This is a genomic window from Peribacillus frigoritolerans, from assembly GCF_040250305.1.
Taxonomy (GTDB): Bacteria; Bacillota; Bacilli; order Bacillales; family DSM-1321; genus Peribacillus.
The window spans coordinates 2,388,831-2,407,814 of sequence record NZ_CP158190.1 but is presented as its reverse complement, the minus strand read 5'-3'; the positions used below and the strand labels follow the sequence as shown (position 1 = coordinate 2,407,814).

21 protein-coding genes and 1 riboswitch are annotated in these 18,984 nt (G+C 42.7%); of the genes, 1 reads left to right on the top strand and 20 read right to left on the bottom strand.

Going from position 1 to position 18,984, the window contains the following annotated elements; all coding sequences use genetic code 11:
- Positions 1-145: 145 nt before the first annotated feature.
- The 9 genes from ABOA58_RS11820 to tenA are packed head-to-tail and all read right to left on the bottom strand — an operon-like array spanning position 146 to position 7,463.
- Positions 146-1,165, bottom strand: coding sequence for a thiazole biosynthesis adenylyltransferase ThiF (locus ABOA58_RS11820; RefSeq protein WP_350302445.1), 1,020 nt, complete (start codon positions 1,163-1,165; stop codon positions 146-148).
- Positions 1,162-1,929 carry a thiazole synthase gene (locus tag ABOA58_RS11815; protein WP_350302444.1) on the bottom strand — a complete coding sequence of 256 codons (768 nt, stop codon included), beginning with the start codon at positions 1,927-1,929 and terminating at the stop codon, positions 1,162-1,164. The genes ABOA58_RS11820 and ABOA58_RS11815 overlap by 4 nt, the downstream gene beginning before the upstream one ends.
- A 2-nt stretch (positions 1,930-1,931) precedes the next feature.
- The gene (gene thiS / locus ABOA58_RS11810) at positions 1,932-2,135 is read right to left on the bottom strand and encodes a sulfur carrier protein ThiS (RefSeq protein ID WP_063233541.1); all 204 of its coding nucleotides are present in this window, start codon (positions 2,133-2,135) and stop codon (positions 1,932-1,934) included.
- A 14-nt stretch (positions 2,136-2,149) separates the two neighbouring features.
- Positions 2,150-3,274 (bottom strand): glycine oxidase ThiO, encoded by a 1,125-nt coding sequence (gene thiO, locus ABOA58_RS11805; RefSeq protein ID WP_350302443.1) that lies wholly within the window; start codon positions 3,272-3,274, stop codon positions 2,150-2,152.
- A 1-nt stretch (position 3,275) separates the two neighbouring features.
- Entirely contained in the window at positions 3,276-3,887 is a 612-nt protein-coding gene (tenI, locus tag ABOA58_RS11800) for a thiazole tautomerase TenI (RefSeq protein ID WP_350302442.1), read from the bottom strand.
- Positions 3,888-3,927: 40 nt separating this feature from the next.
- Positions 3,928-4,704, bottom strand: coding sequence for an energy-coupling factor transporter transmembrane component T family protein (locus tag ABOA58_RS11795; protein WP_350302441.1), 777 nt, complete (start codon positions 4,702-4,704; stop codon positions 3,928-3,930).
- Positions 4,705-6,168 carry an ABC transporter ATP-binding protein gene (locus tag ABOA58_RS11790; protein WP_350302440.1) on the bottom strand — a complete coding sequence of 488 codons (1,464 nt, stop codon included), beginning with the start codon at positions 6,166-6,168 and terminating at the stop codon, positions 4,705-4,707.
- A gap of 12 nt (positions 6,169-6,180) precedes the next feature.
- A complete protein-coding gene (locus ABOA58_RS11785; RefSeq protein WP_350302439.1) occupies positions 6,181-6,765 on the bottom strand; it encodes an ECF transporter S component in 585 nt (194 codons plus the stop codon).
- Between the two features lie 14 nt (positions 6,766-6,779).
- Positions 6,780-7,463 carry a thiaminase II gene (gene tenA, locus ABOA58_RS11780; protein WP_350302438.1) on the bottom strand — a complete coding sequence of 228 codons (684 nt, stop codon included), beginning with the start codon at positions 7,461-7,463 and terminating at the stop codon, positions 6,780-6,782.
- 135 nt (positions 7,464-7,598) lie between these two features.
- Positions 7,599-7,728, bottom strand: a riboswitch (TPP riboswitch).
- A gap of 240 nt (positions 7,729-7,968) precedes the next feature.
- On the opposite strand from tenA, the gene ABOA58_RS11775 reads away from it, so the two are divergent.
- Positions 7,969-8,157, top strand: coding sequence for a hypothetical protein (locus tag ABOA58_RS11775; RefSeq protein WP_350302437.1), 189 nt, complete (start codon positions 7,969-7,971; stop codon positions 8,155-8,157).
- Between the two features lie 72 nt (positions 8,158-8,229).
- Here ABOA58_RS11775 and ABOA58_RS11770 read toward each other — a convergent pair whose 3' ends face one another.
- From ABOA58_RS11770 to ABOA58_RS11720, 11 genes are read right to left on the bottom strand one after another with little or no spacing between them, the layout of a single operon-like run.
- Entirely contained in the window at positions 8,230-9,591 is a 1,362-nt protein-coding gene (locus ABOA58_RS11770; protein WP_350302436.1) for an MFS transporter, read from the bottom strand.
- Positions 9,592-9,616: 25 nt separating this feature from the next.
- Complete coding sequence (locus ABOA58_RS11765; protein WP_350302435.1) at positions 9,617-10,390, bottom strand: 2-keto-4-pentenoate hydratase; 774 nt, start codon at positions 10,388-10,390, stop codon at positions 9,617-9,619.
- Complete coding sequence (dmpG, locus tag ABOA58_RS11760; protein WP_350302434.1) at positions 10,387-11,406, bottom strand: 4-hydroxy-2-oxovalerate aldolase; 1,020 nt, start codon at positions 11,404-11,406, stop codon at positions 10,387-10,389. Before dmpG ends, ABOA58_RS11765 begins: the two co-directional genes overlap by 4 nt.
- Positions 11,407-11,440: 34 nt before the next feature.
- A complete protein-coding gene (locus ABOA58_RS11755) occupies positions 11,441-12,322 on the bottom strand; it encodes an acetaldehyde dehydrogenase (acetylating) (RefSeq protein ID WP_350302433.1) in 882 nt (293 codons plus the stop codon).
- Positions 12,323-12,338: 16 nt separating this feature from the next.
- The gene (locus ABOA58_RS11750; protein WP_350302432.1) at positions 12,339-13,121 is read right to left on the bottom strand and encodes a 2-keto-4-pentenoate hydratase; all 783 of its coding nucleotides are present in this window, start codon (positions 13,119-13,121) and stop codon (positions 12,339-12,341) included.
- Positions 13,122-13,137: 16 nt separating this feature from the next.
- Positions 13,138-14,613, bottom strand: a complete 1,476-nt coding sequence (locus ABOA58_RS11745; RefSeq protein ID WP_350302431.1) for an aldehyde dehydrogenase — start codon at positions 14,611-14,613, stop codon at positions 13,138-13,140.
- Between the two features lie 49 nt (positions 14,614-14,662).
- Positions 14,663-15,124: a RidA family protein gene (locus tag ABOA58_RS11740; RefSeq protein WP_350302430.1), complete on the bottom strand. Its 462-nt coding sequence runs from the start codon at positions 15,122-15,124 to the stop codon at positions 14,663-14,665.
- Positions 15,108-16,133, bottom strand: coding sequence for an amidohydrolase family protein (locus ABOA58_RS11735; RefSeq protein WP_350302429.1), 1,026 nt, complete (start codon positions 16,131-16,133; stop codon positions 15,108-15,110). Before ABOA58_RS11735 ends, ABOA58_RS11740 begins: the two co-directional genes overlap by 17 nt.
- Positions 16,118-16,678 (bottom strand): 3-hydroxyanthranilate 3,4-dioxygenase, encoded by a 561-nt coding sequence (locus ABOA58_RS11730; protein ID WP_350302428.1) that lies wholly within the window; start codon positions 16,676-16,678, stop codon positions 16,118-16,120. The genes ABOA58_RS11735 and ABOA58_RS11730 overlap by 16 nt, the downstream gene beginning before the upstream one ends.
- Positions 16,679-16,716: 38 nt before the next feature.
- The gene (locus ABOA58_RS11725; RefSeq protein WP_350302427.1) at positions 16,717-17,466 is read right to left on the bottom strand and encodes an IclR family transcriptional regulator; all 750 of its coding nucleotides are present in this window, start codon (positions 17,464-17,466) and stop codon (positions 16,717-16,719) included.
- 36 nt (positions 17,467-17,502) lie between these two features.
- The gene (locus ABOA58_RS11720) at positions 17,503-18,984 is read right to left on the bottom strand and encodes a 4-hydroxyphenylacetate 3-hydroxylase family protein (RefSeq protein ID WP_350302426.1); all 1,482 of its coding nucleotides are present in this window, start codon (positions 18,982-18,984) and stop codon (positions 17,503-17,505) included.

Sequence of the window (18,984 nt, the reverse complement as noted above, 5' to 3'; positions counted from 1 at the left end):
TTATATTCGCCTCTTTCATGGATTTTTTTGTTGTTGGTACTGAGATGGTGCCCTTACGTAACGATGTATTTTCACTTTACTTAAGTTTATAAATGAAAAAGGAGCTTGGGTACCCAAGCTCCTTTTGTTCAAACGAGAAAACGTTTCAGCCTAAAAATCGGTGATATAACGTTTTTGCCTCTGCAATATCTTTTGTTCCATGAATCAATGCCCGTCCGTCTTTAAAAACGACCAACCGATGGGTTCCGATAGTAAATGAAAGTAAATAAGGATTCCTGACGATCTTACCACCTTGTGCGAGAAGATTATTTTCGAGTTCCGCTAAGTCTCGTTCAAGCTTCATTGCCGGCCGAATCTGGACAGAATCCCTTCCGCATAAAACGGCAGTCTTTGTTCGATTTGAATAAGAGAGGTGGGGATACGTTCGGTTTGACCCACATGACAAACAAGTGTCTTTTTTTAATTGCGCTACATTTATGGATGAATGTTCATTTTTCCAAAGATCAAATGAAACGATTTTGTTTCTTAGAGATTCATGATCTTCGACAAGGATTTTTAAAGCTTCCGCCATTTGATGAGCAACGACCGTTTGAACAGCAGGGCTGATGATTCCCGCCGTATCACATGTCAGTCCTCCCATTGGAACCGTTTCCAGCAAACAATTCAAACATGGGGTCGCCTCTGGAATCACCGTGTAACTTATCCCATAACTTCCTACACAGGCCCCGTAAATCCACGGTATTTTATATTTTTGCGCAGTATCGTTAATAAGCATCCTGGTGTCGAAATTATCAGTCGCATCCATTATTAAATCCACGCCTTCAACCAGCTTCGCCAATTCATCAACCGAAACATCCGCCACATATGAATTTACGATAACGTCCGAATTTAGCGCATTCAAACGATTCTTCGCTGCCACTGCTTTCGGTATTCTTTTTTGTGCATCATCTTCACAATAAAGCTGTTGTCTTTGAAGGTTGCTCCACTCTACATAATCTCTGTCCACAATGGTGAGTTTCCCAATTCCGGCTCGTACAAGACCTTCCGCAGTTCCCGTACCGAGAGCACCCGCTCCAATCACTAAAACGTGTTTTTTGCGAATTTTCAATTGCCCTTCTGCTCCAATAGGGCTAAAAAGTTCCTGACGTGAATAACGTTCATTCATCCAATGCTCAATCCTTCAACTGGGCTGCTTGCTATCGCATAATCATTTTTTTCGATTCTTCCTGCTTCATACCCTAATCGACCTGCCTCAATGGCAAGTTTCATTGCTTTCGCCATTTTGACTGGGTCTTTTGCTCCCGAAACAGCAGTGTTAAGCAATACGCCATCCGCCCCTAATTCCATGGCGATTGCCGCATCGGAGGGCGTTCCAATCCCTGCATCTACAATTACTGGAACCTCTGATTGTTCCATGATGAATCGTAAGTTCAGTGGGTTTATAATGCCCTGTCCAGAGCCAATTGGTGAAGCTCCAGGCATGATTGCATGGCATCCCACTTCCTCCAGGCGTTTAGCGAGCAACACATCATCCGAAGTATAGGGTAATACGGTGAATCCGAGTTTCACTAATTCTTCAGCAGCTTTCAAAGTTTCAATCGGATCAGGCAGCAGTGTTTTTTGGCAGCCAATGACTTCTACCTTAATCATGTCACATAAGCCAGATGCCTTTGCAAGATTGGCTATGCGCACTGCTTCCTTGGCTGTTTTAGCTCCTGCTGTATTGGGAAGGAGTGTGTATTTTTTCAAATCAAGCTTTTCCAAAAAATTTGGCTGACTGGCTTCAAAAATGTTCATTCTCCGGACCGCAAATGTTAATATTTCCGTCTCCGAAACCTCCACTGATTGCTTTTGAACATCGAAGTTTGGATATTTTCCAGTACCTAATAACAATCTTGAAGAAAATTCATAAGAACCAATCTTTAACATAATCATCCGCCTCCTACAAAATGTACAATCTCTACCTTGTCTCCATTTGACAAAAGTGTTTCACTTAAACTTTCTTTTGCTAATATTTCATCATTCAATTCAACAATCACTACTTTTTGATGTAAATTAAAGTGTTGCAAAAGCCCTGTAACTGTTGATTCATCGGCAGGAATCCGTATTTTTTCGCCGTTAATGATCAATTCCAATTCATCCACCTCCATTAAGAAAAAAGGGTCTGTATCGAACGGTCCAATCGAAAAGCGGACCATTCGGGATTTATCTTCCTTTCTAAAATATCCGCTATAAGTACACCTGTAATCGGGGAAAGCAGGATGCCATTCCTGTAGTGCCCCGTTGCAATGAAAAGTCCTTTGCATGCCGGATGTTCACCAAAGTACGGCATGCCGTCCCCAGTTTGTGGGCGTATACCTGCCCATGTCTTTTCCAATTCGGTTCCTTTAATCGCCGGAAGTAATTGCGTTGCTCTTTCTATTAAAGTAGAAATCCCGTCAAGACTTACCTTTTGATCGAAAGTGCCCGCCTTAACCGTTGCCCCGACAATGATTCTTCCGCCAACTTTGGGCACAAGATAGCAGCCATGCGAGAAGATCGTTTTTTCAAGCAATGGACGATCGGTCAGGACTGAAAAGCACTCTCCCTTTACAGGATAACTGTCGAGTTTCATCCCAAATTTTTCAAGGAGGAAAGCACTCCAAGCCCCACCTGCCACGATGACATTTTCACTTGAAAATGCACCTATGTTCGTCACCACTCCCGTTACACATCCGTTTTCAGTAACTAAGTCGGAGACATGAACAAATTCCTTTATATCTACACCAAGGGCAGCGGCAGATTCAGTAAAAGCTAGCGACAGCCTAGTGGCAGAAACTTGTCCATCCTTCGGAATGAACATGGCTCCCTTAATCTCATCCGATAGAAGCGGTTCCGTTTTCCTTATTTCGGCAGTCGATAGCCACTCAGCCTCAAGTCCCGCATCTTGCTGGGCTCTGATCATGTTCTTCAACTCGGTTACCTGATCATTCGTTAGCGCCACCTTAAACATGCCCTTGTTCACTAATTCGATGTCTATTCCACTTATGTCCTTTAATTCTTCCGACAGTGCAGGAAACATCCCCCTGCTTCGGCTTGCCAATGTAAAAAGCGGGTTATCAGCTTCTAACTCGGCTTGTGCCCCTAACATCCCGGCTGCAGCACTGGATGCTTTACTGGCAAGTCTATCTTTTTCCAATAAAAGGACCTTTTTACCTCGTTTGGCTAATTGAAAAGCAATGGATCCACCTATTACTCCTCCCCCAACAATGATTGCATCATATATGGAATTCATCTTATGTCTCCTTTCCCAAAGACTTCGAATATTCTTTAACGACTTCAATCGGATTTTCAGCTTCAAGGACACCTGACATTACCGCAATTCCACGTGCCCCCGCATCCAGTACGACTTGGCAATTGAAAGGTGTTATTCCGCCTATCGCAATTATCGGAAGATTGACATTTCTTGAGATTGCATGAAGCTCCTCAACTCCCCTAGGAGGAAGGCCGATTTTTGAAGCCGTTTCAAAAACATGTCCATAAATCGCGTAATCGGCCCCTTTGCTGAATGCGGCATTCGCTTCATCTATGGAATGGATCGAACAGCCAACATTCATCCCTGGAAAAGCTCCTTTTACGACTTCTGTATCTAAACTATGAAAAGCCAATTGCACACCAAATACTTTGTGTACCCAAGCTACATCCACCCGGTCATTAATGATTATCTTAGAAAGCGGAATCTTATTATCATGTAGCAGGGTCACTGCTCGATAAAGTTCCGATGCACTCATATGCTTTTCCCTTAGATAAAAGAAATCAACATGTTCCTGAATGTTTGAAGCGATTTCCACAAACTTTTCAATTGGCTGTTTCCCAGTAGAAATAATATGCAATTCATGTGCACTCATACTAAGGACTCCTAACAAGTAAAGTTACAATCTCATAAAATCAAATAGAAACTAACGGGAATTGAATCGACAGATAAAAGCCGGCCAACAACAGGATGATAAAGTACAGAATGAAACCATGGTCCTTTTTTGAAAACCCAAATTCATAATAGAATGTTCGATCCCGTGTGTCTGTAAATCGCTTTGCTTCCATAGCAACCGCGATTCGGTGAGCACGTCTGATGCTTCCGGATAACAACGGGATGGAATAGGCTTTCATTTTAAAATATAACGCTTTTATCCCTTTTCCCCTTTCGAAGCCGCGTACCTTCATCGCGTTTCGTATCGTTTGGAACTCCTCCATCATGATGGGAATCAGCCTTAATGCCGCCATGAAACTATAGGCATATTTCGGTTTAAGCTTAACTTGCTGCATTAACGAATAAAACAAGTTCACTGGTCTCGTCGTTAAGGAAAAAGTTAAACCAAGGATCGCAAAGAACAAAGCTCGAAAGCCTACCAGTAATCCCCTCATGAAACTTTCTTCCGTAATCGATATAAGGCCCCACTCAAACCAAAGCGTCTCACCTTGCCCGAATAATATCATTGCAGAAGAGGTGGATATAAAAATGAAACAAAAGGGAATCGACAAAAGTAAGATGCGCTTTATCGAATGCCCGGTAAAAAACAAAAATAAAAGTAATACGCCAATGGTGATATTCATCATATAATTAAGGTCATGAATGAATAACGCCACGATGCATAACACAATCAGCACACCAAGTTTAAGGCTTGGATTAATTCTATGGAGCCATGTTTCTGCATTTGAAACATTCATCTACATGACACTCCTTTTAACTTTGGTATCCACAAATCCTGATTGCGCAATGTTTTCATCACTAATTACGTTTCCGTCCTTAACCGTCCAGATCCTGGTTGCAAAGTTTTTTGAAATATGATCGTCATGAGTTACCATGATCACTGTTATTCCGCGTCTTCGATATTCTTCAAACCATTCCAGTAATGCAAAGGTATTTTTCGAATCTTGGCCAAAGGTTGGCTCATCCAGGAGAATGATTTTTTTGTCTATTACGATTGAGGCGGCTACGCTTAAGCGACGCTTTTGACCCATTGATAATTGAAACGGATGTTTATCCCGATATGCCTCCAGGCGGAACACTTTAAGCAATGAGCGGACTCTCTCATCTATTTCTTGTTGCGGCCTTTTATCAATTCTCAATGAATAAGCAATCTCTTCATATACAGTATTTGCAACGAACTGAAACTCAGGATTTTGAAAGACAAACGTCATATGATCCGTTGGATTTTTCACCTTTTTAATGGGTGTTCCCAATAATTCATACTTACCATTCGTTTTTATGAACTGCATCAGTGCATGCAAAAGAGTACTCTTCCCCGCGCCATTTTCCCCCCTGATTACAATCCATTCCCCTGAATGTACCTTCAGCTCTTCCACCTTGATTTTTTCCTCTTTATTCCGAAAACCGCTAAAGCCCTGCACAACCATAAGAGGTGAATCATCTGTAAATGGGTGTTCCCGAACCGGTGCATACTTCTGTATATATTCATCCCAAACACCTGGGAACCAAATTCCATGCTCTTTCATTTCATTTTTATATAGTGAAAGAATGGTGTCTCTTGGACCATCAGCTATGATTTGACCGTCATCGTTAAAAAGCACGATTCGTTCGATGAATTCTAAAACATGGTCAATTTTATGCTCGACGATAATAACCGTTTTGTCTCGTCCGACTTCCTTCAACAATTCCCAGATTTCTTTCGTTCCTTCCGGATCAAGCATGGCGGTTGGTTCATCTAAAAATATCACGTCTGGTTCAAGGGCCAATACTGAAGCGATTGCCAGACGCTGTTTCATCCCGCCTGATAATGTTCCAATACTTGTATGGCCCAGGTTCAATCCTACTTTACGGAAATGATTTTGAATCTTCTCTTTCATTTCTTCTTTAGGGACGGAAAGATTCTCAAGGACGAAGGCAATTTCCTCATCGGCAAATGGCATGCAAAACTGACTATCAGGGTCTTGAAAAACATATCCCCATGAAGAAGGGCATTTCAATTTCTCCGTTTTCATCGGTACTTCGATAGAATTTGGAATCAATCCGCTTAACACTTGTAAAAGAGTCGACTTACCACATCCTGATGGTCCCAACAATAGCACTTTTTCTCCTTGATCAAACGATAGTGATAGGTCCTTGAATATTAAAGATTCATCACCGGGAAATTTCATTCTTAACTTTTCAACAAAAACGATTGGTTCCATGGCCCTCAACCTCTACTTTTGATCCAGTTCTGCATAATCTTTATTTGAAACCGGACGCACAAGATTAGTTACACCTGTTGCTTCCAGGACTTTAACTAGATAATAAGCAGTCACACCTGCAAAGAATATGGAACCCAAAAACCTCGCTATCATGAATAACGATAGATTCCAAGTAGAAAGCGCACCTATTTCCCCGTATGCAAAATCCATGATAACTGATGCCAGGCAGGAAGCTATCGCAGCTAAAACGGCCACCGGCATATTGAATTTTTTATATTTGAACGCCCTGAACACCAGTTCCGCGAACAAACCTTGTACCACCCCATATAACAGCACGGTCAGCCCCCATGGTGAACCAAGAAAGAACTCCCCGGAAGCTGCTGCTATCTCCGCCAAAAGTGCCACACCCGGTTTCCGTAAAATTAAAAAGGCGACGGGGCCAGCTATAAACCACATTCCATAAATAAGTTGATCCAAATGTAACCCGAATGGTTTAACGGAATAATAGATCGAACCCCAAAGGATATAAACGATTCCAAATGCTACCGCAATTACGATCGTGACCAATATGTCCGTTAATTTCAATCCTTTTTTCATTGTTTCATTCCCCTTTATACTTCTAGTGTTTCCTTATGCACAGGCCATGTCTCTAAACGATAAGCCATTTCCCAAAATGAGTATTCATATTGGCTGCTGAGGATAAAATGCTCTTTCATTCTTTCCTTATCTTCGTCTGTCACTTTTTCAGCAATCTCATCAAGCCTCGCAATTTGCTCTTCCACCAAAGTGCGGAACCACTCCCCTCCGTAAGCCGCTATCCATTCTTGATAAATCGGCTCTTCCGGCATGCACCCTTGCAGTCTTTCACCTATTTCATAATACAGCCAGTAACACGGCAAGATAGCTGCAATAACATCCCCTAAATGTCCCGAATATGCCGCACGATACATATGGGAGGTATAAGCATAAGCAGTCGGGGCAGGTTTGAAATTATCCCGTTCTTCTTTTGTGATGCCTAATCTCTCAGAAAAATTCTCATGAAGCTTCAACTCCGCTTCATATGTTCCTTGTGCATGGCCCGCAAGCCTGCTTGTTGTATGTAAATCCGTAGCTTTGACTGCCCCTAAAGCTTGAACTCTAGCAAAATGAGATAAATAATAGGAATCTTGCATGACATAAAAACGGAAACACTCCAATGGCAATGTGCCATCTCCTATTCCTGCAACAAACGGGTGATTAAAACTAGCTTCCCAAATATGATCAGCTTCCTGACGAATTTCCTCTGAAAACTTCATGTCCATTACCTCCAAATTATATTTTTCAAGAAATGTTACGGAAAAAAACCTTTTATCACCCCTTTTTTTGCAAACAAAAAACCACTTTCTTAAACGTAAAGAAAGTGGTTGTACTTGAAATAATACAGAAACGTATTGTTCCAGACCCCACTTCCCTACGCTGGTATAAACCAGATCAGGTTCTAAGGGTCTTAAAGTCATACTTTAATCTCAGCTTCTGCGGTAAAAATCAACTTTCACCTATAAAGCACCCCTAGTGGTACAAATTGTATATTAAATTTCATTTGCCTTTATATTAACACGATAAATCCAATTGTCAAACGTATTACGGAAAGTTTTCAACTTAATGATTTAGGGTTACTAACCTTTCAATCTTGCATAACCCCCATTTACCCAGCAGTTTAACGGCACTTTAATCAATGGGTTTCGCTACGTAATTCACTCGTGAGTTTGGCCGTTTTACTCGTGAAATTGATGTTTACATGGGATTTCTGCTGCTTTACTAATGAGTTTAGCTGCTTTAATCGTGAGTTTGGCCGTTTTACTAATGAGCTTAGCTGCTTTAATCGTGAGTTTGGCCGTTTTACTCGTGAATTTAGCTGTTTTACTCGTGAGTTTGGCCTGTTTACTCGTGAATTTAGCTGGTTTACTCGTGAATTCTCCAACTTTACTCGTGAAATCTTTTATTCTCTAAAAATAGCCTATATGGCAGGGAACAGTTGCATGACTGTCCGCTGACATATAGGCCATCTACTAGAGAACAATATTATACATTCGATGTAGCTTTTAGTTTTATATTTTCCTCAAGCTGCAGTTTATCATAGCTGCCATACCTCTCTTTCACAACGAGTAACGCCAAGGCAGCCATTATGCTCGGAACCGTGAAGGCCATGAATGCATTTTGTGGTGAATAGTTAGCAGCGAGCAGTAATCCTATTAATGTTGGGGCAACAATCGCTCCAATTCTACCAAAAGCCAAGGCCCAACCTATCCCGGTGGACCTTATCTCCCGCGGATAATACTCGGATATATACGTATTGGCCAAATTCATCGTGCCGACTGTACTGGCCCCTCCAAAAGCGATCAGAATATATAATGCTGCTGCATTTGAGGTCAAACCTAATATAACAAAACAGACCGTACCCATGGCACAGAGGGATAAAAGTACTCTTCTATGGCCTATTTTCCCAACTAAATACCCTCCAATTATCGATCCGCCAATTTGTCCTATTCCCGATATAAGATTGAAAGATAAACTGGATGAAAGGCCGTATCCGGACTGCTGCATGATTTTGGGTAACCATGTATTGAGTCCGTATACCATAAGTAAACAATTAAAGGCAGCTACCCAAAACGCAAATGTGCTAAGAGTGCGCTTATTTTCAAAGAGTTTCTTGACTGGAAAGCCCTTTGCCCTTTCTTGGACTTTGGCAAACTCATAATCGTCCGACTCTTTATAGTCGCCGTCTGGATCAATGCGATTCAGGATTCCAGCAAGCTTTTCTCCTTGTTTTCGAATAACATAATAGGAAAGCGATTCAGGAAATTGCTTCATGAAGAATGGCAGTGCCAGCAAGGGAAGCGCCCCTATCCAATACAAAACCCTCCAACTCATTTGTTCCATCACATACATTCCAATTAAAGAAGCGAGTATGCTTCCGATAGAATAACCGCAGTACATAGCGGTTACAATGAGAACCTTATTCTTTTTGGGTGAGTATTCCGCCATTAGGGAGATGACGTTTGGCATTAATCCTCCCATTCCCAAGGCCGCTATAAATCGCATAACCGAGAAAAAGGCAGGATCCGGGGCAAAACTTGAAAGTAATGTAAAAACACTGAATAGACATATACAGATGGCAAGCACTTTTTTTCTCCCTATTTTATCCGCAAGAGGTGCAAAAATGAGTGCTCCCACCATCATACCGAACAATGAGTAACTTGCAATTCCGCCAGCTTCGACTGGCGTCAAGTTCCATTCCTCCATCATCAAAGGCAAACCTACTCCGTACATGGCTATATCAAATCCATCAAAGGTAATTGCGAACAAACACCACATGAAGACCATTATATGAAAACGGCCAAATCTACTATTACCTACCACTTCCGAAGCATTGACCTCACGCAATATATTCCCTCCTCTTTGCCATATTTCACGCTATAACATGTAATGTCAGTTTCCCTAGTTCACCGTAATCTGCTATTATTTCATCGCTTGCCTGTATCGATACGGCATCTGTAATTCCGCCTACTAAAACAATCATTCCAGCCTGGATGGAAAGTCCTTCCCGGTTAATCATTTTTACAAGCTCCACAATCGAATGAATCGGGTGATCGAGCACAGCTTCACCGCGACCCCTCTTTTGCATTTCACCATTTTGATAAAGCGTAACTTCTGCTTGAGCCCAGTCCGTGTGATACGGTGAATAAGCTTGATTGCTAAGCAGGATTTTGGCTGAGGATGCGTTATCCGCTACTACATCGGTAAGTGTAAAAGAAAAGTTTTTATAACGGCTGTCAATAACTTCAAGAGCAAGAAATACACATTCTACAGCCGGCCAGACATCTTTCGCCGTTATATTTGCACCTTTCAGTTCGTCCTTGAACAAAAAAGCAAATTCAGGTTCCACTCTCGGATGAATGAGTTCCCCAACTTTTAATACTGGTTTAGTTAGTTCCATGTCAGATGTCAACCTGCCATAGATTGCTTCCTCTACCCCTACTTGCTGTTGTTTGGCTTTGCTCGTCAAGCCCATCTTCCATCCGATCAATCTGTTATCACCAGTAAGTGTCTCATTAATGCTCAACTTCTGAATTTCATACGCTTGATTTACTGTTAGTTCAGGATTGTATAATGTAAGCTTATCCATTTCAAGACCATTTTTTTGCGATTCGGCTACCCGTTTTGCCAGTTGATCTAGTTTCATCTTAAAGTCCCTTCTTTCTGAAATGCCATTTGCTCAGCTACTTCAATTATGGTATCTTCCTGACCACCAACCACTTTTTGTCGACCAAGCTCCATCAAAATATCCCGGGCGTCAACTCCATACTTTTTCGCCGCTTTATTTGCATGCAATAAAAAGCTGGAGTACACGCCACTATAACCCATGATTAAACTAGAGTCCGTTATTTCCTGGGGCTTGGGCATGATTGTATTTCCAACTTCCTCCGAAAGATCAAGCATTTTATATAAGTCAATTTCGGTACGGATACCCATCCTATCCAGAACGGCAACAAGCACTTCCGTCTGGGTATTACCAGCACCTGCACCAAGACAGCGGATGCTGCCATCGATTCTATTCGCCCCTTCTTCAATTGCCATAAGTGAATTTGCCATAGCGAGCGATAAGTTATTGTGAGCATGAAAACCAATATCAATTTTAAGCTTTGATCGTAGTAAACGGATCCGCGCCTTCACATCTTGGGGCAAAAAAGAACCGGCCGAATCAACAACATACACAGCATCCGCTCCATAGGATTCCATTAAAACGGCTTGCTCAAGTAGTTTTTCCGGTGATGCCATGTGAGACATCATTAAAAACCCGATTGCTTCCATACCGAGATGTTTCGCTGCTTCCAGATGTTGCTTTGAGACGTCCGCTTCCGTTACATGGGTTGCAATCCGCGCCATTTTCGCCCCAACGTGAGCGGCTTCTCTTAATTGGTCGATTGTCCCTATACCAGGGATTAAAAGTACTGAAATAACCGATTGGCCAGCAGCTTCAACAGCGGCTTTCACCAATTCAATATCATTCACTTTTGAAAAACCATATTGTAAGGATGATCCGCCCAGTCCATCTCCATGCGACACTTCAATATAAGGGACACCTGCAGCACTAAGTTTCCCAGTCATGTTCTTTACTTGATCGATGGTGAATTGATGTGCCACTACATGGCTCCCATCCCGCAATGCAACTTCAGTCACCAATACATCTTTACGCAAATGAACCCCACCTTTACAGTTCCGATTATCTTTTTCAAACATAGTGTTCGAATTGGCTTTTAGCGATTTCTTCCCCTACTTTTACAGCTGAAGCCGTCATTATATCCAAATTACCTGCATATACGGGGAGAAAATCTCCTAACCCTTTCACTTCCAGAAGGACTGTTATTTGTTTCCCATCAAATATCGGCTCTGTCTTCAGGCGGTATCCTGGAACATATTCAGAAACTTTTTCCGCCATCTTATTTATGGACGCTGTTATTGCTTTCATATCAAAGGAATCCGGTTGAAGCAGACAATGAATCGTATCCCTCATGATGAGTGGCGGTTCTGCCGGATTCAGCAGAATAATAGCCTTCCCCTTTTTCGCTCCACCCACCTGTTCCAGGGCCCTTGCCGTCGTTTGTGTGAACTCATCAATATTAGCACGGGTTCCGGGACCGGCACTCCTGCTGGAAATTGTCGCTATTATTTCGGCATATTCGACCTGGGCCACTTGACTGATCGCATGAACGATGGGGATTGTCGCCTGACCGCCGCAAGTGATCATGTTAACAACCGCCTCATTCAAATTTTCTTTTAAATTCACGGAAGGAACAATGAACGGTCCGATTGCGGCAGGAGTCAAGTCTATCAGCTTCTTGTTCATCTTTTTCAAAGCTTCGCAGTGAAAAACATGCGCCTTCGCAGATGTGGCATCGAATAAAATGTCTGCAAGCTCCGGCCTTTCCAAAAATCCATCCATGCCATTTTCAATGACATGATGTCCGTGCATCCTAGCCTTCTTCAAACCCTCCGATTCCTTGTCGATACCTATCATCACCGACATTTCCAGAATATCCGACCGATGAATTTTCATCATTAAGTCCGTGCCGATATTACCTGATCCAATAATGCCTACTTTTAGTTTTTTCAAGGCCGCTGGGCTCCTTTCACTCAAAATTAACCGATACCTTTCCAAGTTTTTCTCCAAAGTCAGCAGTAAAACGGTCACCCGGTTTCGCTTTGATCGCTGCTGATAATGCACCGGATAAAATGACTTCTCCAGCATTCAATGAACCTTTAAACCGATGCAGTTCATTTGCTAGCCATGCTACGCACGTTGCTGGATTTCCAAGTACTGCTTCACCTGTTCCTTGGTTAATGAATTCGCCATTTTTATATAGTTTCATTTGAATGGAAGGGAGGTCGATTTCACTCAAGTGAATTTTATGATCTCCCAGAATATACAAGCCCGATGATGCATTATCCGCCACAGTGTCTGCAAGTTTGATCTCCCAATCCTTCACTCGGCTATCAACCACTTCGATCGAAGCAACCACATAATCAGTTGCTTCGATTACATCATCAACCGTAATATTGGGGCCATGTAAATCTTTCTTTAATATAAAAGCTACTTCTGCCTCCACTTTTGGTTGGATTAACCGCAAACTCGAAATACAGCCGTTATTTTCTATTTCCATCGCATCAAGTAAATGTCCGTAATCTGGTTCATTCACTCCCAGTACCTCCTGCATAGCCTTAGAAGTCAAGCCTATTTTCTTACCTGATACTTCCAGACCGGACTGGGTTTTCATTCGAATCGTTTCAAGCTGAATTTGATAGGCATCCTCCACATCCAAATCCGGAATTTCACTGGTGGGGGCCGATATTCCCATTCCTGTTTTTTCCGCTTTCAAAAACCTGGCAGACCATTCTGTTAAACTAACGATCATGAACCTCCCTCCTTCTTTATAATTTAATCGTGACGTTAGACAATTCACTGTAAAATTCGAAACTATGCGATCCGCCTTCGCGGCCGATGCCGCTGTGTTTCATGCCCCCAAAAGGTGTACGCAAATCACGTAAATACCAGGTATTCACCCAGATAATGCCCGCTTCTATTTTAGAAGCGACACGATGCGCCCTCCTTAAATCATTGGTCCAGATCGTTGCCCCCAGTCCGTAATGTGTGTCATTGGCATGCTCCAGTGCCTCTTCTTCCGTTTCGAAAGGCATGACCGTTACCACAGGACCAAAAATTTCTTCCCGTACACAACGGGATTCACGCGTAACTCCGGCAATGATTGTCGGTTCAATGAAAAACCCTTTTTCAAACTGTCCTGCTCTTCTTCCTCCAGTTAATATTCTCGCTCCTTCTTCTTTCGCCAAATCAATGTAACTCATCACTTTGTCATAATGTTCTTTTCCTATTACAGCTCCTACTTCCGTATCGGAATCAAACGGATCACCGACTTTTAATTTTTTTGTTCGCGCGACCATCTTTTCAAGGAATTCGTCATACAAACCTTGCTGAACATAGATTCGTGATCCGCACAAACAAACTTCACCTTGATTCATGAAGCTTGATTTCAATGTCGTTTCGATTACTTCATCAAGATTCGAGTCAGCAAATACAATATTCGGATTTTTCCCGCCCAGTTCAAAAGAGATTTTTTTCAATGTGGGAGCGGCAGCTTTCATGATCGCTGTTCCCGTTTTTGTTTCCCCTGTGAATGTAATCGCATCGACGTCCGGATGTTCACTTAGAGCGGCTCCTGCTGAATCTACACCATATCCATGCACAAGGTTGACAACTCCATCGGGAACCCCCGCTTCCTTGCATATTTCCATTAACTTTGTCGCTGTCATCGGTGTCAGTTCAGCTGGTTTCATAACCGCTGTATTGCCAGCTGCCAGGCACGGTGCCAATTTCCACGTCAACAATAGCAAAGGTAAATTCCACGGATTTATCATTCCTACCACGCCTACGGGCCGCCTAATAGAATAATGAAGTGCAATGTTGTTCTGATTGTAGGATTCATTACCAAGTGCAGTGATATAGTCCGCGAAAAAGTGAAAATTGTGAGCTGAACGCTTGATGTCCATTTCAAGTGCAAGGGTATATGGTTTCCCTGTATCAAGGGTTTCCAACATTGTCAGTTCTTCTTTCTTTTCCAAAATGAGATCGCCGATACGCCTTAGAAGCGCAGAGCGTTCATTATCGGTAAAAGATCTCCAAGGACCTTTAAGCGCACGTCTTGCTGCAGAAACAGCCTGATTCACCTCCTCTATACCCCCTTCTGCAACCCATCCAAGCTTTTCTTCCGTTGCGGGATTGATATTGTCAAAAATCTTGGATTGATTTGGATTCAGGAATTCCCCATTAATAAAGTGCCGGCAATCTATCGATTTAGCTGTATTTATACTAGCTTTTGCTGCTTGCATGAAACATCCCTCCCCTTTAATTAAGACACTGGCTTAGAAATCAAGTGCCTCAATCTTGTATTTCCACAATCATTTCAATTTCAATTGCAGTGTTATTTGGAAGCTGGGCCATCCCCACTGCTGACCGGGCATGTCTGCCCCTCTCTCCAAACACGGCAACAAGCAGATCTGATGCACCATTCAATACTTTAGGCTGTCCTGTGAAATTTTCTGTTGAATTTATCATTCCGAGAATTTTGATTACCTTCTTCACTCTGGATAGATCTCCAAGCTCATCCTTAAGCACCCTCAGAAGATTAATCATGGACTGCCTCGCTGCCTGATATCCTTCTTCTTCCGTCAGCTCTTTGCCAAGCTTGCCGTGGAAATCATCAACACCTTGTCCGGATGTGAATATCAAATTTCCCACCCGGACGTGGCTGACATAGTTGCCGACCGCTTTCCTTGGCGGCTCTAGCATGATCCCAAGTTCCTCAAGCACTTGTTCTGGCGCTTTAATCTGTTTTTCCATGCTTCTCCCCTCGCGATTCCAAATTTAAGAACCTCAATGCATTTCGACCTAGAAGATTCGCTTTCACTTCATCTGAAAGATTTAGAGTGTCATCAATCACTTGACCTGGAGGCTTTTCTCTCAATAAAAATGGATAGTCGGAACCCATCAGCACTTTCTTATACCCAAAACGGTCAATCAGATACTGAATATTCCGGGTATCATAGTTCAGGGAATCGAAATAAAACTTTTGTGCATAATGGCTTGGTGGCATTGATGTTTTTCTTAATTCAGGCCATACTTCCCACCCCTGATCGATCCGCGGTAAAATATATGGAAATGAGCCCCCGCCGTGTGCAAAACAGATTTTCAGATTTGGGAACTTTTCCATGACGCCGCTCCATGCAATGCTTGCTGCCGCCAATGCCGTTTCACTCGGCATCGCCACTGTATACATGAGGTTATGCCGTTCCGTTCGGTCTTTTGCCATTGTCTCCCATGGATGTATAAACAGCGGGACATTCCATTTTTCAGCCATTTGGAAGAATTCCAATAAAACAGGTGAATCCAGATTCTCTCCGTTTACGTTAGTACCGATTTCGATTCCCGCCAGGCCAAGCTCAAATTTACAGCGTTCCATTTCACCAATTGCCACTTTCAAATCCTGAAGCGGTACAGTACCGAGACCGATGAACCTGTCAGGATGCCTGTTCACAGTCTCAGCAATGAAATCATTCTGGAACTGTGACATATATAGCGCCTGGTCAATTGGCGCCCAGTATGAAAATGTCACTGGCACCGGTGAGAGCACCTGCATATCGACTCCTTCGGCATCCATATCCTGAATGCGTTTTTCCGCGTCCCATACCTGGTCAGTCACTTTCCTGAACAGCTTTCCGCTTACCATGATATCCGCCCCGCAAGAACATTTCCGCTCTAGTACTGGCCAGCGTCCCTGACCAAATTTACCGGTTAAGTCCGGGAGGTCCAACGGAAGAATATGTGTATGAAAATCTATTCGCATTTCCAAGCCTCAACGTTTTCTGACATGACATGACCGCATTCACTACAGGTGCGAAGTTCTTTACTACCGTTGAAAGCCTCGATGGCTTCTTTCACCTGGATCTCAATATTCGTCAATTGGATCGTAACTTTGTGCATCTCATGGTTACAATTCCCGCAGAACCAAACAAAATCTTCAAGCTCATCTTTAGCACGCTTGCGTTCTATGACAATGCCGTAAGTATCAGATACACGATGAGGAGAATGGGGTACATCAGCCGGCAGCATGAACATTTCCCCTTCTTTCACCTCCACTACTTCGCGTTCGCCGTTTTGATTGATACATTCTACATAGCAGGAGCCTTTTATCTGATAAAATAGCTCATCAGAAGGGTCTACATGAAAATCACGCCGATAATTCGGACCACCCAGTAGCATGACAATGAATTCGGAATCTTCCCAAAGCACTTTGTTATTAACCGGCGGTTTCAATAAATTTTTATTGTCTTCAATAACTTTCATTAGATTTAATGATCTAGCCTGCAATTTTGAAGATTGAGCATATCCTTTCATAAATAAACTACCTCCAGTTTTCATAATAGTCAAAAAATTCACACTAGCGACATATAACCAACTTGTTTTGAAATCATTTGTGCCGAACGAATTACCGACTGAATAATTCTCGTTTTTTCTTTCCCAATCATATAATTTCGGTCCCCGACGAGGTTAAGTGCCGCAATGACTTGGCCATTATAGGATTTAATGGGTGCTGCCACACCATATAACCCATAATCATTTTCATCATCACTAATCGCAAATCCTTGTTTGCGGATGTCCTTTAACTCTTCATTCAATTTATTAATGCAAGTGATCGTGTTAGTTGAGTGCTTCAAAAGCCCTTTTGCAAGCGTAGGCTGAATGAAGGATGGGTTAAAGGCAAGTAATACTTTCCCGGTGCTCGTACAATAAGCTGGTTTTCTTGCTCCTATATATGTGGTCATATGCTCGGCATGAGGGGACGACATTTTCATCACAAACCTGACTTCGCCTTCGTGAAACATACCGATGTGAGAATTACCTCTAAATTGCAGGACAAGATTACTGATAATAGGACCTGCCTCATAATGAATATCCTGCTGATACATGACTTTACTGCTCCACTCAAGTAACTTCCAACCAAGCCGGTACTTTCGATCTTTGCCTTGGATCAGCATCCCATCCTTGCACATCGTTTTCACTAGATGATGGGATGAGCTCGGACTCATATTCAATTTTTCAGCTATTTCCTTATTTCCAAGTGAGGGTTCTTCATTTGTGAATAAATCAAGTATCTTTATTAGCTTCTCAACGGACGAGATCATGACGGTCCCCCCCCCCTCCCTATTCAACTATAAAAATTACTGTTTAACCGCATCGATGGCTATTTGCATCGGTTTGTTAAGCACCTCATCCACCATGGTAAAGTTCTTGTTTTTCTTATATTTATTATAAAAAATCGCTCTTTTCCTAACTGGATCACCCGTGTAATAGCGTTCGTATTGAAGTAGGCGCTGCCCAAATGCTTCCCCGCATAAATCCCAAGCCAGTTTAAACACCCGAACGCGCTCTTCCGCTGAAACCCCGCTTCGTCCTCCATAATATTTATCGATATCTACTCGCAATTCCGGATTATCAAAGTCGGCCCCTGTCGGAGACATCAAAAGCCCTCCAGCTCCTATGGTCTGTATCACCTCTATGGCACGGGGATACATCTCCGGAAGGAAGCCGCGAATCGTTTCCAATGCATCCGGATTTGGCCGGGCCTCACCGTAGTCATTGATCGTGAACTCATATTCCGCTACCCGAAGCAGTGAACGGATGACTTCGACGGATTGAACAAGTTCACCCAAATCACGCTGTACATGCAGGAATCCATCAACCCCGATAGAGTCTGCCACTTTACAAGCAACCTCAACGGCAAATGCCAGTTTAATATATCCACGCACTCCCGATTGGTGAGCAGGCTGTTCAGCGATCCCCGTCATTGGATACAAGCGGTTTGCCGCCTCCACATTGTTGTATAAGAAGACGCGGTTCCAAGGAACCAGGACATCATTGAATACAAGCAGGGCGTCCATTTCCTCATAGCGTGAGGCAAGTGGATGGTCAAACATCGAGCGTGTTCCGTCCTGCATTGGTTCCCGGCAGATTATACGCAGTCCAGGCGTATCGATCGGCAATGCAAATGCTACCGCATGACGTTCATCCCCTGGTGTGAATCCTGGGAAAGAATAGATAATCACCTCATCGGTGATCGGTGCCAGGGTTGCTAACATTTTTGCACCGCGTACAAGTATTCCTTCTTCTTTTTCCTCAACGGTCCCTAAGTGGGTATATGTTTCTTTTTGCTCATGAGATTGCTTGCTTCGATCATTTTGAGGATTAATGATCGCATGCGTTAAGAATAAATCATTGTCACGAATATAGGTATAATAATCCTTGATGTTCTTTGACCAGTCTTTGTTGTATTTATCAAGAAACCAAGAGTTATGTGCCATGGAAGTGACCACGACATTTAAAAAGTCCGGCGTTCTCCCCATAAGTCCATATGTCATCCTTGCATACACTTCAAATAATTTACTTCTTTTTTGCAAATCCTCCGATGTCTTCGGGAATATGAAAGCATTGTTAACACGTTCTCCGGTTTCTTTGCAAATGTGGGTGATTTCATCTTGATATTCCGGGTCATGTTGAATGTCATACAACTTTGCAATTTCTTGTATCGGCTGTTTAAAAATTGGCTCATTATAAATATCCTCAACCACTCTTCCGCCAAGCCAGACTTCTGGCTTCCTTGATTTAATTCTATTAATATATTCTTCGCCGGTTTTAATGCCCAT

Bases quoted from the DNA above. Each gene is read 5' to 3' on its own strand.
- ABOA58_RS11820 (WP_350302445.1), bottom strand. From the start codon at position 1,165: ATGAATGAACGTTATTCACGTCAGGAACTTTTTAGCCCTATTGGAGCA.
- ABOA58_RS11815 (WP_350302444.1), bottom strand. From the start codon at position 1,929: ATGTTAAAGATTGGTTCTTATGAATTTTCTTCAAGATTGTTATTAGGT.
- thiO (WP_350302443.1), bottom strand. From the start codon at position 3,274: ATGAATTCCATATATGATGCAATCATTGTTGGGGGAGGAGTAATAGGT.
- tenI (WP_350302442.1), bottom strand. From the start codon at position 3,887: ATGAGTGCACATGAATTGCATATTATTTCTACTGGGAAACAGCCAATT.
- ABOA58_RS11795 (WP_350302441.1), bottom strand. From the start codon at position 4,704: ATGAATGTTTCAAATGCAGAAACATGGCTCCATAGAATTAATCCAAGC.
- ABOA58_RS11790 (WP_350302440.1), bottom strand. From the start codon at position 6,168: ATGGAACCAATCGTTTTTGTTGAAAAGTTAAGAATGAAATTTCCCGGT.
- ABOA58_RS11785 (WP_350302439.1), bottom strand. From the start codon at position 6,765: ATGAAAAAAGGATTGAAATTAACGGACATATTGGTCACGATCGTAATT.
- tenA (WP_350302438.1), bottom strand. From the start codon at position 7,463: ATGAAGTTTTCAGAGGAAATTCGTCAGGAAGCTGATCATATTTGGGAA.
- ABOA58_RS11775 (WP_350302437.1), top strand. From the start codon at position 7,969: ATGAGTTTAGCTGCTTTAATCGTGAGTTTGGCCGTTTTACTAATGAGC.
- ABOA58_RS11765 (WP_350302435.1), bottom strand. From the start codon at position 10,390: ATGAAACTAGATCAACTGGCAAAACGGGTAGCCGAATCGCAAAAAAAT.
- ABOA58_RS11750 (WP_350302432.1), bottom strand. From the start codon at position 13,121: ATGATCGTTAGTTTAACAGAATGGTCTGCCAGGTTTTTGAAAGCGGAA.
- ABOA58_RS11745 (WP_350302431.1), bottom strand. From the start codon at position 14,613: ATGCAAGCAGCAAAAGCTAGTATAAATACAGCTAAATCGATAGATTGC.
- ABOA58_RS11740 (WP_350302430.1), bottom strand. From the start codon at position 15,124: ATGGAAAAACAGATTAAAGCGCCAGAACAAGTGCTTGAGGAACTTGGG.
- ABOA58_RS11730 (WP_350302428.1), bottom strand. From the start codon at position 16,678: ATGAAAGGATATGCTCAATCTTCAAAATTGCAGGCTAGATCATTAAAT.
- ABOA58_RS11725 (WP_350302427.1), bottom strand. From the start codon at position 17,466: ATGATCTCGTCCGTTGAGAAGCTAATAAAGATACTTGATTTATTCACA.
- ABOA58_RS11720 (WP_350302426.1), bottom strand. From the start codon at position 18,984: ATGGGCATTAAAACCGGCGAAGAATATATTAATAGAATTAAATCAAGG.